The organism is Viridibacillus sp. NPDC096237, from assembly GCF_050278625.1.
Classification (GTDB): Bacteria; Bacillota; Bacilli; order Bacillales_A; family Planococcaceae; genus Viridibacillus.
This window is the reverse complement of sequence record NZ_JBNNTI010000002.1, coordinates 39,465-57,329: the sequence shown is the minus strand read 5'-3', so window position 1 is coordinate 57,329 and position 17,865 is coordinate 39,465. Positions and strand designations below refer to the sequence as shown.

At 37.7% G+C, this 17,865-nt stretch carries 18 protein-coding genes; 15 read left to right on the top strand and 3 right to left on the bottom strand.

What is annotated here, in order from left to right:
- The first annotated feature begins 219 nt into the window (after positions 1-219).
- From murA to ACQKMD_RS03075, 10 genes are all read left to right on the top strand, one after another.
- Positions 220-1,518, top strand: a complete 1,299-nt coding sequence (gene murA / locus ACQKMD_RS03120) for a UDP-N-acetylglucosamine 1-carboxyvinyltransferase (RefSeq protein ID WP_427749619.1) — start codon at positions 220-222, stop codon at positions 1,516-1,518.
- A gap of 89 nt (positions 1,519-1,607) precedes the next feature.
- Positions 1,608-2,591, top strand: coding sequence for a stage II sporulation protein D (spoIID, locus tag ACQKMD_RS03115; RefSeq protein WP_427749391.1), 984 nt, complete (start codon positions 1,608-1,610; stop codon positions 2,589-2,591).
- A gap of 36 nt (positions 2,592-2,627) precedes the next feature.
- On the top strand, positions 2,628-3,284 hold the full coding sequence (locus ACQKMD_RS03110; RefSeq protein WP_427749389.1) for a peptidoglycan DD-metalloendopeptidase family protein: 657 nt from the start codon (positions 2,628-2,630) through the stop codon (positions 3,282-3,284).
- Between the two features lie 110 nt (positions 3,285-3,394).
- Positions 3,395-3,670 (top strand): sporulation transcriptional regulator SpoIIID, encoded by a 276-nt coding sequence (locus ACQKMD_RS03105; RefSeq protein WP_427749387.1) that lies wholly within the window; start codon positions 3,395-3,397, stop codon positions 3,668-3,670.
- 207 nt (positions 3,671-3,877) lie between these two features.
- Positions 3,878-4,873: a rod shape-determining protein gene (locus tag ACQKMD_RS03100; RefSeq protein ID WP_427749386.1), complete on the top strand. Its 996-nt coding sequence runs from the start codon at positions 3,878-3,880 to the stop codon at positions 4,871-4,873.
- 69 nt (positions 4,874-4,942) lie between these two features.
- Entirely contained in the window at positions 4,943-5,782 is an 840-nt protein-coding gene (locus ACQKMD_RS03095; RefSeq protein WP_427749384.1) for a flagellar hook-basal body protein, read from the top strand.
- Between the two features lie 39 nt (positions 5,783-5,821).
- A complete protein-coding gene (locus ACQKMD_RS03090; protein ID WP_427749382.1) occupies positions 5,822-6,661 on the top strand; it encodes a flagellar hook-basal body protein in 840 nt (279 codons plus the stop codon).
- A gap of 34 nt (positions 6,662-6,695) precedes the next feature.
- The gene (locus ACQKMD_RS03085; protein WP_427749380.1) at positions 6,696-6,995 is read left to right on the top strand and encodes a DNA-directed RNA polymerase subunit beta; all 300 of its coding nucleotides are present in this window, start codon (positions 6,696-6,698) and stop codon (positions 6,993-6,995) included.
- 40 nt (positions 6,996-7,035) lie between these two features.
- Positions 7,036-7,473 (top strand): 3-hydroxyacyl-ACP dehydratase FabZ, encoded by a 438-nt coding sequence (gene fabZ, locus ACQKMD_RS03080; RefSeq protein WP_427749379.1) that lies wholly within the window; start codon positions 7,036-7,038, stop codon positions 7,471-7,473.
- Between the two features lie 116 nt (positions 7,474-7,589).
- A complete protein-coding gene (locus ACQKMD_RS03075; RefSeq protein WP_427749377.1) occupies positions 7,590-7,865 on the top strand; it encodes a hypothetical protein in 276 nt (91 codons plus the stop codon).
- Positions 7,866-7,917: 52 nt separating this feature from the next.
- Here the strand turns inward: ACQKMD_RS03075 and ACQKMD_RS03070 are convergent, their stop codons facing one another.
- On the bottom strand, positions 7,918-8,340 hold the full coding sequence (locus ACQKMD_RS03070; protein WP_427749375.1) for a YwpF family protein: 423 nt from the start codon (positions 8,338-8,340) through the stop codon (positions 7,918-7,920).
- Between the two features lie 261 nt (positions 8,341-8,601).
- Between ACQKMD_RS03070 and ACQKMD_RS03065 the strand changes: the two genes are divergently transcribed.
- Positions 8,602-9,039, top strand: coding sequence for a single-stranded DNA-binding protein (locus ACQKMD_RS03065; protein WP_427749373.1), 438 nt, complete (start codon positions 8,602-8,604; stop codon positions 9,037-9,039).
- Between the two features lie 270 nt (positions 9,040-9,309).
- Here ACQKMD_RS03065 and ACQKMD_RS03060 read toward each other — a convergent pair whose 3' ends face one another.
- Positions 9,310-12,087, bottom strand: a complete 2,778-nt coding sequence (locus ACQKMD_RS03060; RefSeq protein WP_427749372.1) for a DEAD/DEAH box helicase — start codon at positions 12,085-12,087, stop codon at positions 9,310-9,312.
- Positions 12,084-13,655 carry a hypothetical protein gene (locus ACQKMD_RS03055; RefSeq protein WP_427749371.1) on the bottom strand — a complete coding sequence of 524 codons (1,572 nt, stop codon included), beginning with the start codon at positions 13,653-13,655 and terminating at the stop codon, positions 12,084-12,086. The genes ACQKMD_RS03060 and ACQKMD_RS03055 overlap by 4 nt, the downstream gene beginning before the upstream one ends.
- 330 nt (positions 13,656-13,985) lie before the next feature.
- Between ACQKMD_RS03055 and ACQKMD_RS03050 the strand changes: the two genes are divergently transcribed.
- From ACQKMD_RS03050 to ACQKMD_RS03035, 4 genes are all read left to right on the top strand, one after another.
- Positions 13,986-14,324, top strand: coding sequence for a hypothetical protein (locus ACQKMD_RS03050; RefSeq protein ID WP_427749369.1), 339 nt, complete (start codon positions 13,986-13,988; stop codon positions 14,322-14,324).
- Between the two features lie 108 nt (positions 14,325-14,432).
- Positions 14,433-14,885 carry a transcriptional regulator gene (locus ACQKMD_RS03045; RefSeq protein ID WP_427749367.1) on the top strand — a complete coding sequence of 151 codons (453 nt, stop codon included), beginning with the start codon at positions 14,433-14,435 and terminating at the stop codon, positions 14,883-14,885.
- A 378-nt stretch (positions 14,886-15,263) separates the two neighbouring features.
- Complete coding sequence (locus ACQKMD_RS03040; RefSeq protein WP_427749365.1) at positions 15,264-16,103, top strand: flagellin; 840 nt, start codon at positions 15,264-15,266, stop codon at positions 16,101-16,103.
- 873 nt (positions 16,104-16,976) lie between these two features.
- Positions 16,977-17,807, top strand: a complete 831-nt coding sequence (locus ACQKMD_RS03035) for a transporter substrate-binding domain-containing protein (protein ID WP_427749364.1) — start codon at positions 16,977-16,979, stop codon at positions 17,805-17,807.
- The last annotated feature ends 58 nt before the right edge of the window (positions 17,808-17,865 follow it).

Below are 17,865 nucleotides of genomic sequence, written 5' to 3'. Positions count from 1 at the left end.
TTTCTAAAATCAGACACCATTTGCACAAACTTTGCGTAAAGTATAATGTCTATAGTTAATTGTTATCACTTAATTAAATAGTTTGTTGGATACTTGCCATAAGGCAAAAAAAAAGGTAACATGTTATATGCTTTGCTCACTAATTATTGACATCATACAATAGAAATTTATCGACTGAAATATATAATAAATGGATACATGGGTTCGGAGGGACAAATGGTGGAGAAAATCATTGTTAAAGGCGGTAATACCTTAACTGGTAACGTTCGAGTTGAAGGGGCAAAAAATGCTGTATTACCGATATTGGCGGCTACATTGCTTGCCTCAAAAGGAAAAAATATTATTAAAAATGTGCCAAATTTGGCCGATGTGTATACAATCGATGAAGTATTAAAAAGTTTAAATGTAGAACTATCATTTTCACCTGAAACAAACACAGTAGAAATTGATGCATCTAAACAATTATCATCTGAAGCACAATTTGAATATGTACGTAAAATGAGAGCCTCAATATTAGTAATGGGACCTCTATTAGCACGTAATGGCTTTGCGCGTGTTGCAATGCCAGGTGGTTGTGCAATCGGGTCACGTCCAATTGATCAACATCTAAAAGGTTTTGAACTTATGGGTGCGAAGATCTCAATGGGACACGGCTATGTTGAAGCAACAACTGCAGGACGATTACACGGAGCTAAAATTTATTTAGACTTCCCAAGCGTAGGTGCTACGGAGAATATCTTAACTGCTGCAGCTTTAGCAGATGGTACAACAATCATCGAAAATGCTGCAAAAGAACCAGAAATTGTTGATTTAGCTAACTTTATTAATGAGATGGGTGGTAAAGTTGTTGGCGCTGGTACTGACACAATCCGTGTAGAGGGCGTTAATGAACTATATGGTACAACTCATTATATTATTCCTGATCGTATTGAAGCTGGTACATTTATGGTAGCAGCAGCGATTACAGGTGGAGATGTACTAATTGAAAATGCCATCGCTGAACATATGACAGCACTAGTCGCGAAAATGCGCGAAATGGGTGTTGAAATTACAGAAGAAGGCGAAGGTCTACGTATTCGTACAAACGGACCTTTAAAAGCTGTGGATATTAAAACAATGCCTCATCCAGGTTTCCCAACAGATATGCAATCACAATTGATGGCATTAATGTTGAAAGCAACTGGTACGGGTGTTATTACTGAAACGGTATTTGAAAATCGCTTTATGCACGTTGAAGAATTCCGACGTATGAATGCTTCAGCGAAAATTGATGGTCGTTCTGTCATTATTGATGGTCCATGTGAATTACAAGGTGCAGAAGTTGCAGCAACAGATTTACGAGCAGCAGCAGCACTTATTCTTGCAGGATTAGTAGCTGAAGGAATTACTCGCGTTTCTGAATTGCGTCACTTAGATCGTGGATATGTTAATTTCCATAAAAAGCTAGCTGCTTTAGGTGCTGATATTGAGAGAGTATCGACAATTGAAAAAGCATCTGTAGAATTTCAAACAAATTAATCTAGCATAATACTAAAACGTTTGAGAGCTTAATTGCTCTTGGACGTTTTTTTTCGTATAACGATGAATGCCCCAGCATAGAATGGCATATGAAAAAAATCTTACTAATACCCATCAGCCTCTTTATCGTCATATTTATGTTTGTGCTACCGATTGTTAGTATGCATTTTTATCCTAAAAATTTCACAAACGTAACTACTACACAACAGACTCAGAAGAAACAACAAGAAACTGAGCCGCCATGTGAAATTTTCATTACTGTGGAAGGAATAAAAGACCCCCTACCGCTCGAACAATATATCGTTGGAGTTGTGGCAGCTGAATTGCCCTCTAGCTTCCATTTAGAGGCGCTTGAAGCCCAAGCTATAGCATCACGCACATTTGTCCTTAAAGTCACGGAGAATGGCCAGAAAACGATAGAACCAAGCGTTTCACATCAAGTCTTTCACTCGAAACAGCAGAGAAAGCAAAAATGGGGAGCGAATTTCAAAAACAACGAGAAAAAAATACAACAAGCTGTAGCCACTACAGCGGGTAAGATTCTCACTTATAATGATGAATTAATCACGGCTATGTTCTTTTCAACAAGTAATGGTAAAACAGAAAGTGCAGAAGAATACAGTGGACAAGACATCCCTTATTTACAAACTGTTACTGTAAAAGGAGAAAAAGAATTGTCTCCAAATTACATTCAAAACACAGATTTCTCAATAACACAGTGGAATGCGGCATTTAATTTCCAATGGTCAACTGAGCAACTAAATGCTATTAAACTAACTAGAAACAGCTCTAACCGTGTTCAAACGATGCAAATGGGAAGTTACAGTTGGACAGGCCGAGAGATCCGAGAAAAGCTTAATATCCCTTCTACGGACTTCACAATTAATTGGAAACCAGCGCAAAATAAAATCTCTGTCACAACAGTAGGATATGGCCACGGGGTAGGCATGAGCCAATACGGGGCAGAGGCTTTAGCGAGGCAGGGGGTACAAGCGAAGGACATATTAAAGCACTTTTATAATAAAGCCTCTATCACTTCAATAAAAAATAATGAAAACATATGTTTAAACTGAAGCGTTATTGACCACAATGACGTTGAGGTGATGATAATGAGGGAAGAAAAAACACCAAACCCTTCTCCGAAAAAAGGTAGTGTCGCAACAAAGCGTTGGTTTTGGCCTACTATTTATGCAAGCTTTTCAATCCTGTTAGTAGGACTTGTTTGGGGATATAGTGCTTATACAAACCCAGACACTAACAACGCTACGAATTTAGCAAGTAAAGGCGGGACAGGTGTATCAGTTGAAACAAATGCTAAGGCAGAGTCTATGAAATATCCATTCCAACAAGATCTTTTAGATGAAGTAGCAATCGTACAAGAATTTTACGATGTCGAAGCAGATGAAAAAGCGAGAGAAGGCGCATTGCTTGTGTTCAATCAAACGTTCACAACGAGTAACGGTATCTCACTTTCTGTAGATGGGAAACCATTTGAAGTGTTGTCAGTGATGAGCGGTAATGTTGAGGAAGTAAAGATGGATCCATTCATCGGTAACGAAATCGTTATTGCACATCCTGACGGTACAACAACGAAATATAGCTCTGTAGGCGATATTAAAGTCAAAAAGGGCGACAAAGTTTCACAAGGACAAGTACTTGGTAAAACAATCGAAAATGAGTGGAATCCAACAGCTGGAAATCACTTATACTTCGAAGTTATGCAAGGAGGGGTTAATATTAACCCTAAAAAACTCTTACCCTTTTAAGTTTAGCTGAATATTGTCATTTATCAACGAAATAGGAATGCTTAGTTCTTAAAAGCCCCAAGCAAACATAAGTTGAAGAAACGTTCGAACATTGTGGAGAGGAAGAGAATGTGCACGAACATATTCGCAACCGCTGTTTGAAACTTGGGTTTATGTTGAAAGAAACGAGGCAAACCGTAAGAGCGATGGCACAAATTACTGGCTATTCAAAAAGCACTATTCATAAAGACTTAACAGAACGTCTCAATGAAGTAAACGAAGAGTTGGCCAAGGAAGTTAGTGAAATTCTGGCGTACCATAAATCGGTGCGTCACATACGAGGTGGAGAGGCTACGAGGAAAAAATGGTTAGCCCGACAATCAACTATGGAAAAGACATCGAAGTAAGCAATATGCTTCGATGTCTTTTTAAGTTATTAAGAAAATGAAAACATGGAACTACATTGAAAGAAAACTGTTAATAAGCCGTTACTATAAGCCATCTCTCTAAAATATGTGGATGTAATTTCCCCTTTGATATGATAAAATATTCTAGATAATTACATATAAAAAACGTACGATAAATGATGTTATGTGAAGGAAGGGGAAAGTTCCATGTTTTCTAAGGATATTGGGATTGATTTAGGAACTGCTAATGTATTAATCCATGTAAAAGGTAAAGGGATTGTTTTAAATGAACCATCTGTTGTTGCGATAGATAAAAACACAAATAAGGTGCTAGCTGTTGGAGAAGAAGCACGTAAGATGGTTGGACGTACACCAGGTAATATTATTGCAATTCGACCATTAAAAGACGGCGTAATTGCTGATTTTGATATTACTGAAGCGATGTTAAAACATTTTATAAATAAATTAGACGTTAAAGGATTTCTCTCAAAACCTCGTATTTTAGTTTGTTGTCCAACAAATATTACAAGTGTAGAACAAAAAGCTATTCGTGAAGCAGCAGAAAAATCTGGTGGTCGTAATGTTTACTTAGAAGAAGAACCAAAAGTAGCTGCTATTGGAGCAGGAATGGATATTTTCCAACCAAGTGGGAATATGGTTGTTGATATTGGTGGAGGTACTACAGATGTTGCCGTACTTTCAATGGGGGATATCGTAACTTCTGAATCCATTAAGGTTGCTGGAGATGTATTTGATAATGATATCTTACAATATATTAAAAAAGAATATAAATTACTAATTGGTGAACGTACAGCCGAATCAATCAAAATGACAATTGGTACAGTATATGCTGGTGGCCGAGAAGATGAGATGGACATTCGAGGACGGGACATGGTGACAGGGTTACCAAGAACAATTACAATTAACTCTGCTGAAATAGAAAAGTCTTTACGTGAATCCATTTCAGTAATTGTACAAGCTGCTAAAAACGTTTTAGAAAAAACGCCTCCTGAGTTATCAGCGGATATTATTGATCGCGGTATTATAATCACTGGTGGTGGAGCATTATTACATGGACTGGACCAATTATTAACAGACGAGTTAAAAGTACCGGTTATCGCTGCAGAGAATCCAATGGACTGTGTTGCTGAAGGAACAGGTATTATGCTCGACAATATGGACAAAGTATCAAAACATATTTGATTTGTAGCCGAAATAAAGAAAGTATAGAAATCGCATATACTTTATTTTATTGATGAAAGGGTGATTACAATGTTTCGTGGGTTTTATACAGTAGCTTCAGGAATGATTGCACAACAGCGACGTACTGAATTACTGTCAAATAATATTACCAATGCCAACACACCGGGTTATAAAGCAGACCAATCTACAATTCGTTCTTTCCCAGATATGCTTATGTCGCGTATTACAAAGTCAGGTACGAATACAGAGAGTGGTCTTAATACAACAGCCAACAATCAGATTGGTGCATTAAATGCAGGCGTATACATGCAAGAAACATTACCAGACTATTCACAAGGTCAAATTACAGCCACTGATTTAACAACTGATGTCGCTTTAGTTGATAACCAATTACCGACAGATGCAGAAACAGGCGCTAAAGGCGCAATTTTCTTCCGTTTAGAGCACCCAACAGAAGGCGAAACGTATACACGTAACGGTAATTTCACTTTGGATCCACAAGGCTATTTAACAAATGCACAAGGTCTTTATGTTTTATCTGATGGAGGTCAGCGCATACAGTTGCAAAATGATGACTATCAGATTACAGAAGACGGTCGTATCATCGTCGCTGGAGAGCAGGAAGTAGCACGTATCGGCGTATCATACGCAGCACAGCCAGATACACTTCAAAAGCAAGATAACGGACTATATCGTACGTATAACGGTGAAAATTTACCATCTGCATACACAGTAAATGGTGTCAGCTTCAATTTAAAACAAGGTTATATTGAACGCTCAAATGTTGATGCTAGTAAAACAATGACAGAAATGCTGACAGCTTATCGTGCATTTGAAGCAAATCAGAAGGTATTACAGGCCTATGATCGTAGTATGGATAAAGCCGTTAATGAAATTGGAAAAGTGTAACAGAATCAGTATTTTTGAAATACATAGGAGGGCTATGATATGCTACGTACAATGATTTCCGCTTCCAACACGATGACACAATTGCAACAACAACTAGATACGATTGGTAACAACTTAGCAAATAGTAATACGCATGGTTTCAAAGCTAAGGAAGCAAAGTTTGGCGAACTATTATATCAACAATTCAACAATGATAAGCTTGATAAGACCGAGCGCCAATCTCCAATAGGAATTCGTATGGGTGTTGGGGCACAACTAGCCCAAGCACAGACGGTTTGGAAACAGGGCAGTATACAAACAACAGAACGCTCACTCGACTTTTCTTTCACAAAGCCAAAGCAATATTTGAATATCATCATGCCAGATGGTGAAAATGGTGACCGTACAGTATATACACGCCAAGGTGATTTATATATATCTACCGATGATTATAACAATGCCATGCTAGTAAATGCAGATGGCTATCCAGTTGCTGGCGCTGATGGGAATCCAATTATTTTTCCTGAAAATGTAAAAGATTTTAATATGAAAGACAATGGTGAGCTGAAAATTACTTTTGATGACGGTTCACAACGTACAGTAGAACTTGCTGTTACTGAGCTTCAACGTCCCCAATTAATGGAACATATTTCTGGTACATACATTGGGCTTCCTGCTAACTTAAACGAATTAGGAGTGACAGAAGCTGAAGTTCTTCGTAATTTACAAGGTGCAGACCGTACTGAGATTGGTTTACAAAACGGCTCTTTAGAAATGTCGAACGTTGATACATCTAAAGAAATGACTGAACTCATTAATACGCAACGTTCTTATCAATTTAATGCTAGAACGATTACTTTATCGGATCAAATGTTAGGTCTTATTAACGGCATTCGATAAAGCAACCTACCTGAACAGAGGAGAAAAACAAGTTATGACAAACAATATGAAAGAAAACACGACTAAACTAAATACTTCAAAGCCGATGACTCGTAAAGAAGCAAAAATCGAGAGAGAGGTTAAAGAAGAAGTTAATATGAAATGGTGGTCGAACTTGCGACTATACCCAATCGGGATAAGAATCCTTGTCGTAGTCATTTTGCTTGTCATAGCTGCTGTATCAGGTGCTATGATCGGTTATAGTGTTATTGGTGAAGGCGATGCATTAGATACATTTAAAATCTCCACATGGCGCCATATATTTGATATTATGAACGGTGTTGTGGACAAATAATCATAATTTCCACAGCGACTTTCATATTAGGAGGATTAAAATGTTAACTGCAAATCAAATTCAAGCGATTTTACCTCATCGTTATCCATTTTTACTTGTAGACCGTATTCTTGAACTTGAAGAAGGTAAAAGGGCGGTAGGATTAAAAAACGTTTCAATCAATGAAGAATTTTTCAATGGGCATTTCCCAGGATATCCTGTGATGCCAGGTGTTTTGATTATTGAAGCACTTGCACAGGTTGGTGGAGTAGCTTTGTTGAAGTCTGAAGAGTTCAAAGGAAGATTAGCTTTCTTAACAGGAATTGATAATGCTCGTTTTAAGCGTCAAGTAATCCCTGGAGATCAACTTCGTCTAGAAGTTGAATTTATAAAACTTCGTGGTGTAATGGGAAAAGGGCATGCCAAAGCAACAGTTGACGGCGAGCTAGTTTGCGAAGCAGATATTTTATTTGCAATCGGACCAAAGCAAAAAGCATAAAATAAAAATCAAATAACTTTTTTCAAGGATAGTTTCCTTCTTTCGGGGCAAGATATGTTATATCGCACGTATAGTGTGTGATGGATATGACAATGCAGAAAGGAGGGAACTTTTTTATGTGGATTAAACCTGTAGCAGTAATATTGCTTGGTTCACTTTTACTCGTAGGCTGTAATACTAACAAAGCAAACGAGCCTCTAAGAAACGAAACGCCGATGGAGCGTGTTGAGGATAATGTTCGTCATGGCGTAGAAAACGTTACACCAGACGTTCATGAAGAACGCGTGAATGAAACAGTACCAGGTAAGCATGGAGTCGTAGAAGAGAAAGTCATAGACGAGAATGTAACAACAGATGAAGAAATCGTCGAGGATCGCAAAATCAATAGATAATAAAGATTAGCAAAAAACTCGGCATAGTATATATGCCGAGTTTTTATCATTTTTATGGTGTTATTCGTGGTCTATTTTTCATATCTGTTTTAAATTGATTCAAAAGAGCTTCACCTTCAAAGCCATCCTCAATTAGCTTAGACAGTAGTTGCTCCGCATACTGACGACGTATTGTTTTAAGTGTTCCCTTCATTAATACGGAAATTTGATTGTCTATTTCCTTTACAGCATTTACTACTACTCTAAAGGCCGCTGGTTCATTGTCTGGATAAGAAATAACTGCGCGCACTTCTAAAATCTCGTCGGTTCCTAAATAAGGCTCAAATACAGCTTTATACCGGCGATCCATATACATTTCCAAAATCCATGATTTATGGCTATTTTCCTGATTGATAATGATGCCATCTGTTAAAGGAAATGACTTCAACAAGCCATCCTGTAACAATTCCAAAGAGAGCATTTTAAACGTCTTCACTAAAAACAATCACCATCCTTTATGTAATGTAATATGTCTATTATAACATATTCCTAAATGTCCCAAATTTCACTTTTGGACAGTCTTTGTAAAATAGAAAACCTATATAAGACAACAGTTTACAGGAAAGAACTTAAATTGACACGCTTAAAAAGCGAATTACATATGCCAAAAATAGCCGAAAACCTATATTTTAGACTTTGCGCAAATACTCTATCCCGAATAAGATGGACTTATATTCAAGCAAAAGGAGGTGGTACATTGAATCAAGTTTCGTTAGTAGGAAGGATTACAAAAGATCCTGAACTACGAAAGTTACAAGAAGGGAGGGTCCAAACTAACTTTATTCTTGCTGTTAATCGAAACTACAAAAATCAAAACGGAGAAATAGAAGCTGATTTCGTCTTCTGTACAGCATGGGGAAGGCTGGCAGATAATGTTGTGAAGTATTGTGGCAAAGGATCACTAATAGGGGTTAGTGGCCGCTTACAATCACGATCTTATCAAAAGGAGGATGGCAAAAGAACCTATATAACGGAAGTCATTGGAGAAGAAGTCCGTTTTCTCGTTTTGAAAGACAGGGAAGGTGGAGTTGCTTCAGAAGCAGGTCTGGCATCACAGCAAGCATCCGTAGCAGCAGAATTCACAAAAGAATTCCATCTTCCAAATACTGAAAAAGAAAAATTACCGATTGTTTAATCCATATCCCTATTGAAAGACCGCACCAATAGGCACATAATTTCTTTATCAAACTTACAAATAATCTACCACCCTCATGGAGAAATGTTTTATATATTATGGTATTAACATCGGATTAAGTAAATCGACTAATGTACGGATGAAGGTTTGTTTTGAAATTTCATCTGACTGAGAAGGGAAAGCAAGAAGTAGAAATCACGATTGTATCTAACGGGAGAGATAAAAAAAATCCGGCTATCAAAATAATAGCCGGATTTTATCGATAAAAATTTAGTTAAAATTGAAAGATAGTAGATCAAGAATTTCTTCATCTTTTAGTTCAGTAATCCATTGACTCGATTGGATGAGATCTTCTGATAATGCTTGTTTCTCTGTTAAAAGGGTATCTATTTTCTCTTCAATAGTCCCTGTCGTGATGAACTTATGAACATGTACAAATTGAGTTTGTCCAATACGGTATGCGCGGTCTGTCGCTTGGTTTTCCACGGCGGGATTCCACCAACGGTCCGCATGCAGAACGTGATTGGCTGCCGTTAAGTTTAGGCCGGTTCCACCAGCTTTTAAAGATAAGATGAAAATCGGGAATTCACCTTTTTGGAAAGATTCGACGAAATGATCGCGCTGTTGCTTAGGCATACTACCTGTTAAGAACGGTACATCTATATCATAAAGTTCAGAGAAACAATGTTGTAGTAAGTGGCCCATACCGATATACTGAGTGAAAATTAAGCATTGTTCATTGTTACCGGCAATTTCAGATCCAAGTGTTACAAGACGATCTAACTTTTCAGAACGCGGTAGCATGTCAGCTGCATTATCAAAAGGTTCTTTTAAATACAGAGCGGGGTGATTACATAACTGTTTTAATTTACTAAGCATTTTCAAAATCAAACCTTTACGTTCAAACCCAGTTAATGTTTCGAGCTTATGCATTGTTTCTTGGATAAAGCTTTCGTAAAGCACAGCTTGTTCCTGTGTTAATGGACAGTATTCAAGCTGTTCAAGTTTATCAGGTAAGTTCAGCAAAAGTGCAGGATCTTGCTTTGTTCGACGTAATAGGAAGGGTTGAATTTTTTTACGTAATTTTTGCTTATGAGCTTCAGAATCATCACGCTCAATTGGAGCAATAAAATCTTCTTGGAAGCGACGAATGCTACCTAAGTAACCTTTGTATATAAAGTCGAAAATAGCCCATAACTCAGATAAACGGTTTTCAACAGGTGTCCCTGTTAACGCAATATGATGCTCACCATGCAATTTGCGAATCGCTCTAGATTGCTTTGTTTGCATATTTTTAATGTTTTGAGCTTCATCAAGCGCAATACAAGCCCAATTTAATTTTTCAAGACTATCGGCATCCTGTGTAACAGTTCCGTACGTTGTCAACACAACTTGAGGGGATTGCTCTTTTAAGTAATTAACTAGTGCATCTTCCTTCAAACGACCTGCGCCGTAATGTAAGTAGACTTCTAATGAAGGTGCAAATCGTTCAATTTCTTTTTGCCAGTTACCTAAAACAGAAGTCGGGCAAATGATTAAAGTCGGTGGCTTTTCAACTTCATAGACATGACATAAATATGAAATAAGTTGAACCGTTTTGCCAAGTCCCATATCATCGGCTAAACAAGCTCCAAACTGCTGGTCACGCATGAAGGTCAACCATTCATAACCTTCCTGTTGATAAGGACGTAAAGAAGCTTGTAGCTTGTCTGATACAGGAACAGACGGCAAACCTTTTTTATCTTGTAGCTTTTTCACATAGTCCTTCAATGACTTCTGAATTTCAAATTGGAAGAATGGATCATCCACAGAATCATCCTCATCCTCTTCCACTGGTACAACAAGTTCTTCAGGCAACTCCTGGAATAGCAAATCACGAACGGTCCAATTCTCATTTTCAGCTTTATCCATTAGTTTACGGATCTCTTGCATCCAAGCCGCATCCACCCGTACCCATTCTGTACCAGCACGAATAAATTCACGATTATCATTGACCATTTGTTGAAATTGCTCCATGGTTAGTTCTTGACCGTTCAAGGACAATTTCCAATTAAACGTTAGGATTTCTTGTAAACCAGCAGCTGATTTATAATTTGAAGCAGTGCTAGCACTAGCTCGTACTTTCACGCGAGAATCTTTTATATCTTTTAACCAAGCAGGTAAAATGATTTCAAAACCAAGTGCTTGTAAGCGAATGAAATCTGCACGTAAAAACTGTCTAACATCTGCATCCGTTAATGTTAATGACAAGAATAAACTTGTATCTGCATTATCCATATAATCATGCATATGCAATAAATTAGACATTTGATCTTGTAGCTTTTCTATTCCATCAGCATGTTGCTTCCACTTATCAGGCAGCGCGTTTTCGATTTTCAAAGCGCGCTTGCGCATAGGTGGAGCCCAATAATTTGAACTTTTCTTCCCACGAATAACAGTTTCTAAAACCCAATCCTCAGACAATTCCTCTGGTTCACGTAAACGCAATGCCACGAAAATTTCATCATGAACATTTTTGGTTGTAATTGGCCAACCACCATTTCGGAAGAAAGGTAATAATGGAGGTAAATCTGCAAAAAGCAAACCAGCCTCCACCATTTTTTGCATTAATGCATTTTCTAGTAAGTTTGTAGCTGTTTCATCTAATGAAATCTTTAGCTCCAACTTTTGTTCTTCTTCATCGAGTGAAATTGCATCCCATAGGCGAGGAGAATACCAGTAAGTAGAGGCTTCATTTGCTGCAGTCAGCCATTTCGCTGATGCCATGTCGACACCTTCGTACTGAACAAATGGATGTTGCTCTTGATTAGAAAATAATTCAACCATTTCAAGGGGTGTTAACGTAACATATTCGTCCGAATGATTAGCTGTTAAACCATAAAAAGTAGCCTCGTAGTGGAAAAAGAGAAAAGGAAGCCATTCATGTGTATACATTGGTTGTCCATCTGATTTAAAAGCTTGTAACATGAACGACTGATTGGATTCGGTTTGAATGCCAAGCGTGATGGATTTCATGAAAGTAGATGGCACGTTTGAAATAGTTGTCATAGCTTCAAGTTTCCTTTCTCGATCTCTTCTTGTAAAGCTCGTAATCGTTTATATTGTTGTCGAAGTGTTTCGACATATTGATTCCAATATTCATTTTTTGCACTTTTCTTCGCAGCAGCCTTCATTTTTTTCCAAACTCTTACAGCTTGTTTATAATGCTGTCTCGATTTTTGAGAAACTTCTTCTAATGCAAGTGCATGATAAAGAGGAAGTAGAACTTCAGGTTTATATTCCAACACATCTTTCACACCACATAACTCCAAATAAGCTATTGAAGACGGGAAGCGATGGTGAAGAGCAGCCCATTCTAAATATCGTTCCTTTTCAATTAAATAATGTGAAAATGGTTGCATTCCATACATCCCGGAAGCCGTAAAGAGCAACTCTGCCTCTTCATCAGTCAAGTCAATTTTCGAACAAAGACGATTAAAAGTATTGACAAAATTAGAGCGATATCGTGTTGATAGCCAACTATTGATAAATTCATCTAACAGTGGAAGCATCGCACGCACAATCATTTGTAACGCTTCTGAATCCTCATTGCGGTCAGCAAAGTAAGCCAAATCAAGCCATACTAATAACTCATCGACTTTAATTCGTGTTAATGATTGTTGTAAATCATCATACTTTTTCAGCATAAGAAAGAACATCGCTCGAATGCTTTCTACATTTACATCACTTGAAAAATCCTTTTCTGCACGAAGCATTTCAAGTTCAAGCTCGCGTCGTTTTTTCTCATTAAACATAGACTCCCATAACAATGTGTAAATGTACAAACGCTCTTCAAAATAACCTTCTTGTTTGACAAGGAAATAATGCGTCATTTGCTGCAATGTATCATAAAATGGATCCGTAGCAAAAAGACGGGATTTACTAGCAGTTAAACGAATAGCCTCTTTTAATACTTGGCTCTCTTGCTCAATAAAATTGATCATATATGAGCGGGCTGACTCATTAGCTGGATGTAGGTGCTTCCAAGTATGAGATAGAAGTGCCATATGCGTAAATAGTTGATATAAACTACGCCATTCACGTTCTAATGGGGTATATTTTGCAATCTGAGACTGCATATCAGTGAAAATACTCTCTATTAAATAAGGGTTTAATGATTGCTGATTATATAAATTTACTTTGTAAATATTCTCCACAAGCTTAAGCCAACTATCAGGCGTGCGCTCATCTTTAAATAAAGAAAGCTGATTTAACTTCTGAGAACGAAAATTCTCGAGCCAACCAGACAGTGAATCAACATATTGATATAACACGAACATTGCCGCTAATTTATGGCGGCACCATTTCTTATTACGACAATCACATGTAAATAAATCATCGTTTATATATAGCGTTGCCGTAGCAGGAGTAGCATCCTGTACAACAAAATGAAGTATATTAAGTGCTTCACTATATGAAGAAATCTTCACATAATTATGGCGTGCTAAAAAAGCTGCTCTTCTGACAAGCTCTTCATCCTCGGGAACTGATGAATTCAGCTCTAATTCAATAGCAGCCATATTATTGCGAATAGCCTCTTCGTATTTTTTGGCAATTTCTGAAATATTTGTATTCATACATTCCGCTCCTGAAAAAAAATCGTTCCTTTCATTATACGGCTATTTCAGGTCATCCGTAAATGCATAAGGACAGTCTTTATTTTTTTATATACTTAATCAAACAAGAATAATATTATTTTCACCTAAAATAAGCTGCTAATAGCATATAGTGTGAATTGATAAATAGTGAAGAAAGTCTGATTTTATTACAAACAAACAGCTAAAATAGGAAAGAAAACAATAAAACAGGGTACTTATTCATTATGTTATTGAATTCTTTGGAGAATAATGTGAGAATATATATAAACTAAATATTGGAATAAATAAGAAAATTAGGGTGGTGATTAGTTGGCACGTTATTTAATACGTATTCCTGATTTAAGATCTTCCATACATTCAGTTAAATCCTTTAAATGGTATTTAGTTTATGCACCTAAGAATAAATCTAAAAAAGTCATCATTTCTTCAGAGGGAAGTTATGAAGAACGCCACGACATTTACATTGATAATCATTTTTTTGATACAGTTAGTGTGGACTTAACCAGAAAGCACATCTTTCTATATCAACGTACAATGCCTTATGAGCAAAGCGAGGAAAACTTAAAAACTATATTATCAACTATATATGTAATCGCTGAGCCGAATACTTTTTATTTTTTTACATACGGAAGGAAGAAAAAAAGATAAATTATAAAAGCAAAAGAAATTTGTTCTTTTGCTTTTTATATGCACTCAATGAGCATATAATGGTACTATATGAATAAACTGAAAATTCTATAAAAAGGAGTGACTTACATGTTACATGTACAAAGAATGGAACCTTTTTATACTAAGAAAGAAGGGAATCGGCTAAAGCTAGTATTTGCTTATCAATATTTCTCCATAATAAAGGAAGAAGAGTTATATCATTTTGTCCCAGTAGAGGGCAAGGAAATCGTTATCAACCTAAATAATCTACAAATTGAAAATTTATCAGAAGTATTTGTTTTCCAAAAAGGTAGTCGTTTCATACGCTTACCGTTATATCAGTTATTGACCGTATCTAACATTCATGATCATTTGCAACTAATATATGACTCCCTCGAGCTGAATAAGGAAAAGGACAATAAAGTGCAATTCACTAGTACAAATAAGGAAGTAGTTGACCTAATCACTCAACTTGAACAAGAAAACAAGCTTCGTCTCATAGATCAAGCACTCGCAGTTCGAGATGAAACCCTATTTATCATACTAACAAACAAACTATAGCATCGTACTAACGGAGGATTTTCAATTGAATAAACAAACCACATAGAAAGCACCTATCATTCAATCAAACGATAGGTGCTTTTAACATACCCTCAATGTGTTAACACATATACAAAAATAATTAATAGTGCAATAAAAATCCCAAATACATTTATAACAACATCATAGAAATCCAGCTTCACATTTTTTTGAGTCTTCAATTTCCTGCATCCCCTTTCGATGAATACCGATAGTATTTATTTATATAAAGCTTAGTCAAATCACTTAAACTTTAAACATCTTATTTCTTTCTACTTATAAACTAGAATCGGAATTACCTAATAAAGGAATTAATGTAAAATCCGATATAAATAGAAAACAATAAAAGGACTGAGGGATATGAGGATAGGTGATTGGTATTCACAAGGACTCTCGATGTTAAAAAGCATGAATAACAACTGGAATATGGCGAGTAAAGCACTTGAACGCCTTTCAACAGGCTACCGTATTAACCGAGCAGGCGACGATCCTGCAGGTCTAGCCATTTCTGAGAAAATGCGGGCCCAAATTCGCGGCCTCAACATGGCCGGCAAGAATATTCAAGATGGAATTGGGATGATCCAAACAGCTGAAGGAGCGCTCAACGAAACACACGCTATGCTTCAACGTATGCGAGAACTTTCTATTCAAGCCTCAACTGGCACATTTACTGACGAAGATCGTCGTCAACTGGACCTAGAATTCCAAGAGCTAAAAAAAGAAATTTCAAGAACATCAACCGACACAGAATTCAATACAAAAAAGCTTCTCAACGGTATCGCATCAACTGATCCTTTGAAAATCCAAGCAGGTGCCAACTCAGGTCAAACAATCGACATATACATAAACGATATGAGTGGTGCAAGCCTCGGTATCGATGGTCTATCCATCGACAACCGAGAAAATGCCGATTCAGCTCTCTCAAAACTAGACTCAGCCATCAACAAAGTATCCAGCGAGCGCTCACGCCTAGGAGCCTATCAAAATCGTCTCGAACACGCCTACAACAACTCAGTCAATATGGCAGAAAACCTAACCGCTGCTGAATCCCGCATCCGTGATACAGACATGGCCAAAGAAATGATGAACTTCGTCAAAGCCAACATACTTCAACAAGCAGCCCAATACGCCTTAAGCTTACACAACCAACGAGCACAATCCATCCTAGAACTACTACGCCCACCAAATACAAAACGCTAGCACTAAAGGGAGCGAGTAGCGCTAAAGGGAACGAGTAGCGCCAAAGAGAGAGCGAGTAGCGCCAAAGGAAGCCCGAGTAGCGCTAAAGAGAGAGCGAGTAGCGCCAAAGAGAGAGCGAGTAGCGCTAAAGGGAGAGCGAGTAGCGCTAAAGGGAGCGAGTAGCGCTAAAGGGGCCGAGTAGCGCCAAAGGGAGAGTGAGTAGCGCCAAAGGGAGAATGAGTAGCGCTAAAGGGAGAATGAGTAGCGCCAAAGGGAGAGCGAGTAGCGCCAAAGGGAGCGAGTAGCGCCAAAGGGAGCCCGAGTAGCGCCAAAGGGAGAGCGAGTAGCGCTAAAGGAAGCCCGAGTAGCGCCAAAGGGAGAGCGAGTAGCGCTAAAGGAAGCCCGAGTAGCGCCAAAGAGAGAGGAAGTAGCGCCAAAGAGAGAGCGAGTAGCGCTAAAGGGAGAGCGAGTAGCGCTAAAGGGGCCGAGTAGCGCCAAAGGGAGAGTGAGTAGCGCCAAAGGGAGAATGAGTAGCGCCAAAGAGAGAGCGAGTAGCGCTAAAGGGAGCGAGTAGCGCCAAAGAGAGAGCGAGTAGCGCTAAAGAGAGAGCGAGTAGCGCTAAAGAGAGAGTGAGTAGCGCCAAAGGAAGCCCAAGAAGCGCTAAACCCCCCAAGCCCTGAAAAAATCCCCAAATTAACAAGCTCCCTACTAACAACCATTGCATAAAGTAATATACATGCATTCTGCATAAAAATGAATAAAAATCCGATAAATCTATTAAAATGTCTAAAAAACTTACAATATACTAATTTTTATGTAGACACATGAATAAAAATAAATTATACTTCAATTTATCAGCTTACTCTAAAAATTAAATAAAGTGAGGTATATATTATGAAGAAATGGTTAGCGGCATTATTAATGATTACGATGTTAGTAGTTGCAGGATGTGGCAATGGTGGCGACACAGGGTCATCTGCAGGAAAAAGCGATAACAACTCAACTATTCAAAAAATTATCAAAGCAAAAAAACTAGTTATTGGTACAAACCCTGGTTACTTCCCATTTGAGATGGTCGATTCAAAAGGAAAATTCATCGGTTATGACATCGACGTTGCTCAAGCAATTGCAGATAACTTAGGTGTTAAGTTAGAAGTAAAACAATACGGATTCGACGGTCTTGTTCCAGCTCTTCAAACTGGTGAAATCGATATGATTTTCGCTGGTATGTCTATTACAGGGGAACGTGCATTAGCAGTCAGCTTTGCAAATCCTTACTACAAAACAGGACAAGGCATCATGCTTCAATCAAAAAACAACGATATAAAGTCATTTGATGACCTAGATAAAAAAGGAACCAAAATTGCAGCTCAAATTGCAACAACTGGTTCATTAATTTCAAAAAGCATGTTTAAAAATGCAGAAATTAAAGATTATGAAGACTTCCCAGCAGCAGCACTTGCACTTCAATCTGGACAAGTTGATGCAGTAATCTATGACGAACCAGCTATCCAAGTTTACAACCTCCAACATGTAGGGAAAGTGAAGAAACTTGAAGGCGTCATCTCTTCAGATAACTTGGGTCTTGCAGTACAAAAAAATGATTTCGAATCAGTACAATGGTTAAACTCATTCTTACACTCATACATCGACAGCCCAGCTGAATTAGAATCTCGTGCAAAATGGTTCGAAAATAGCGAATGGTTAAAAACAGTTAAAGAATAATAGAAAAAACTGTACTTTGAAACATTACAAACGGCGTAGCTAAACATAAGGGGAGTAT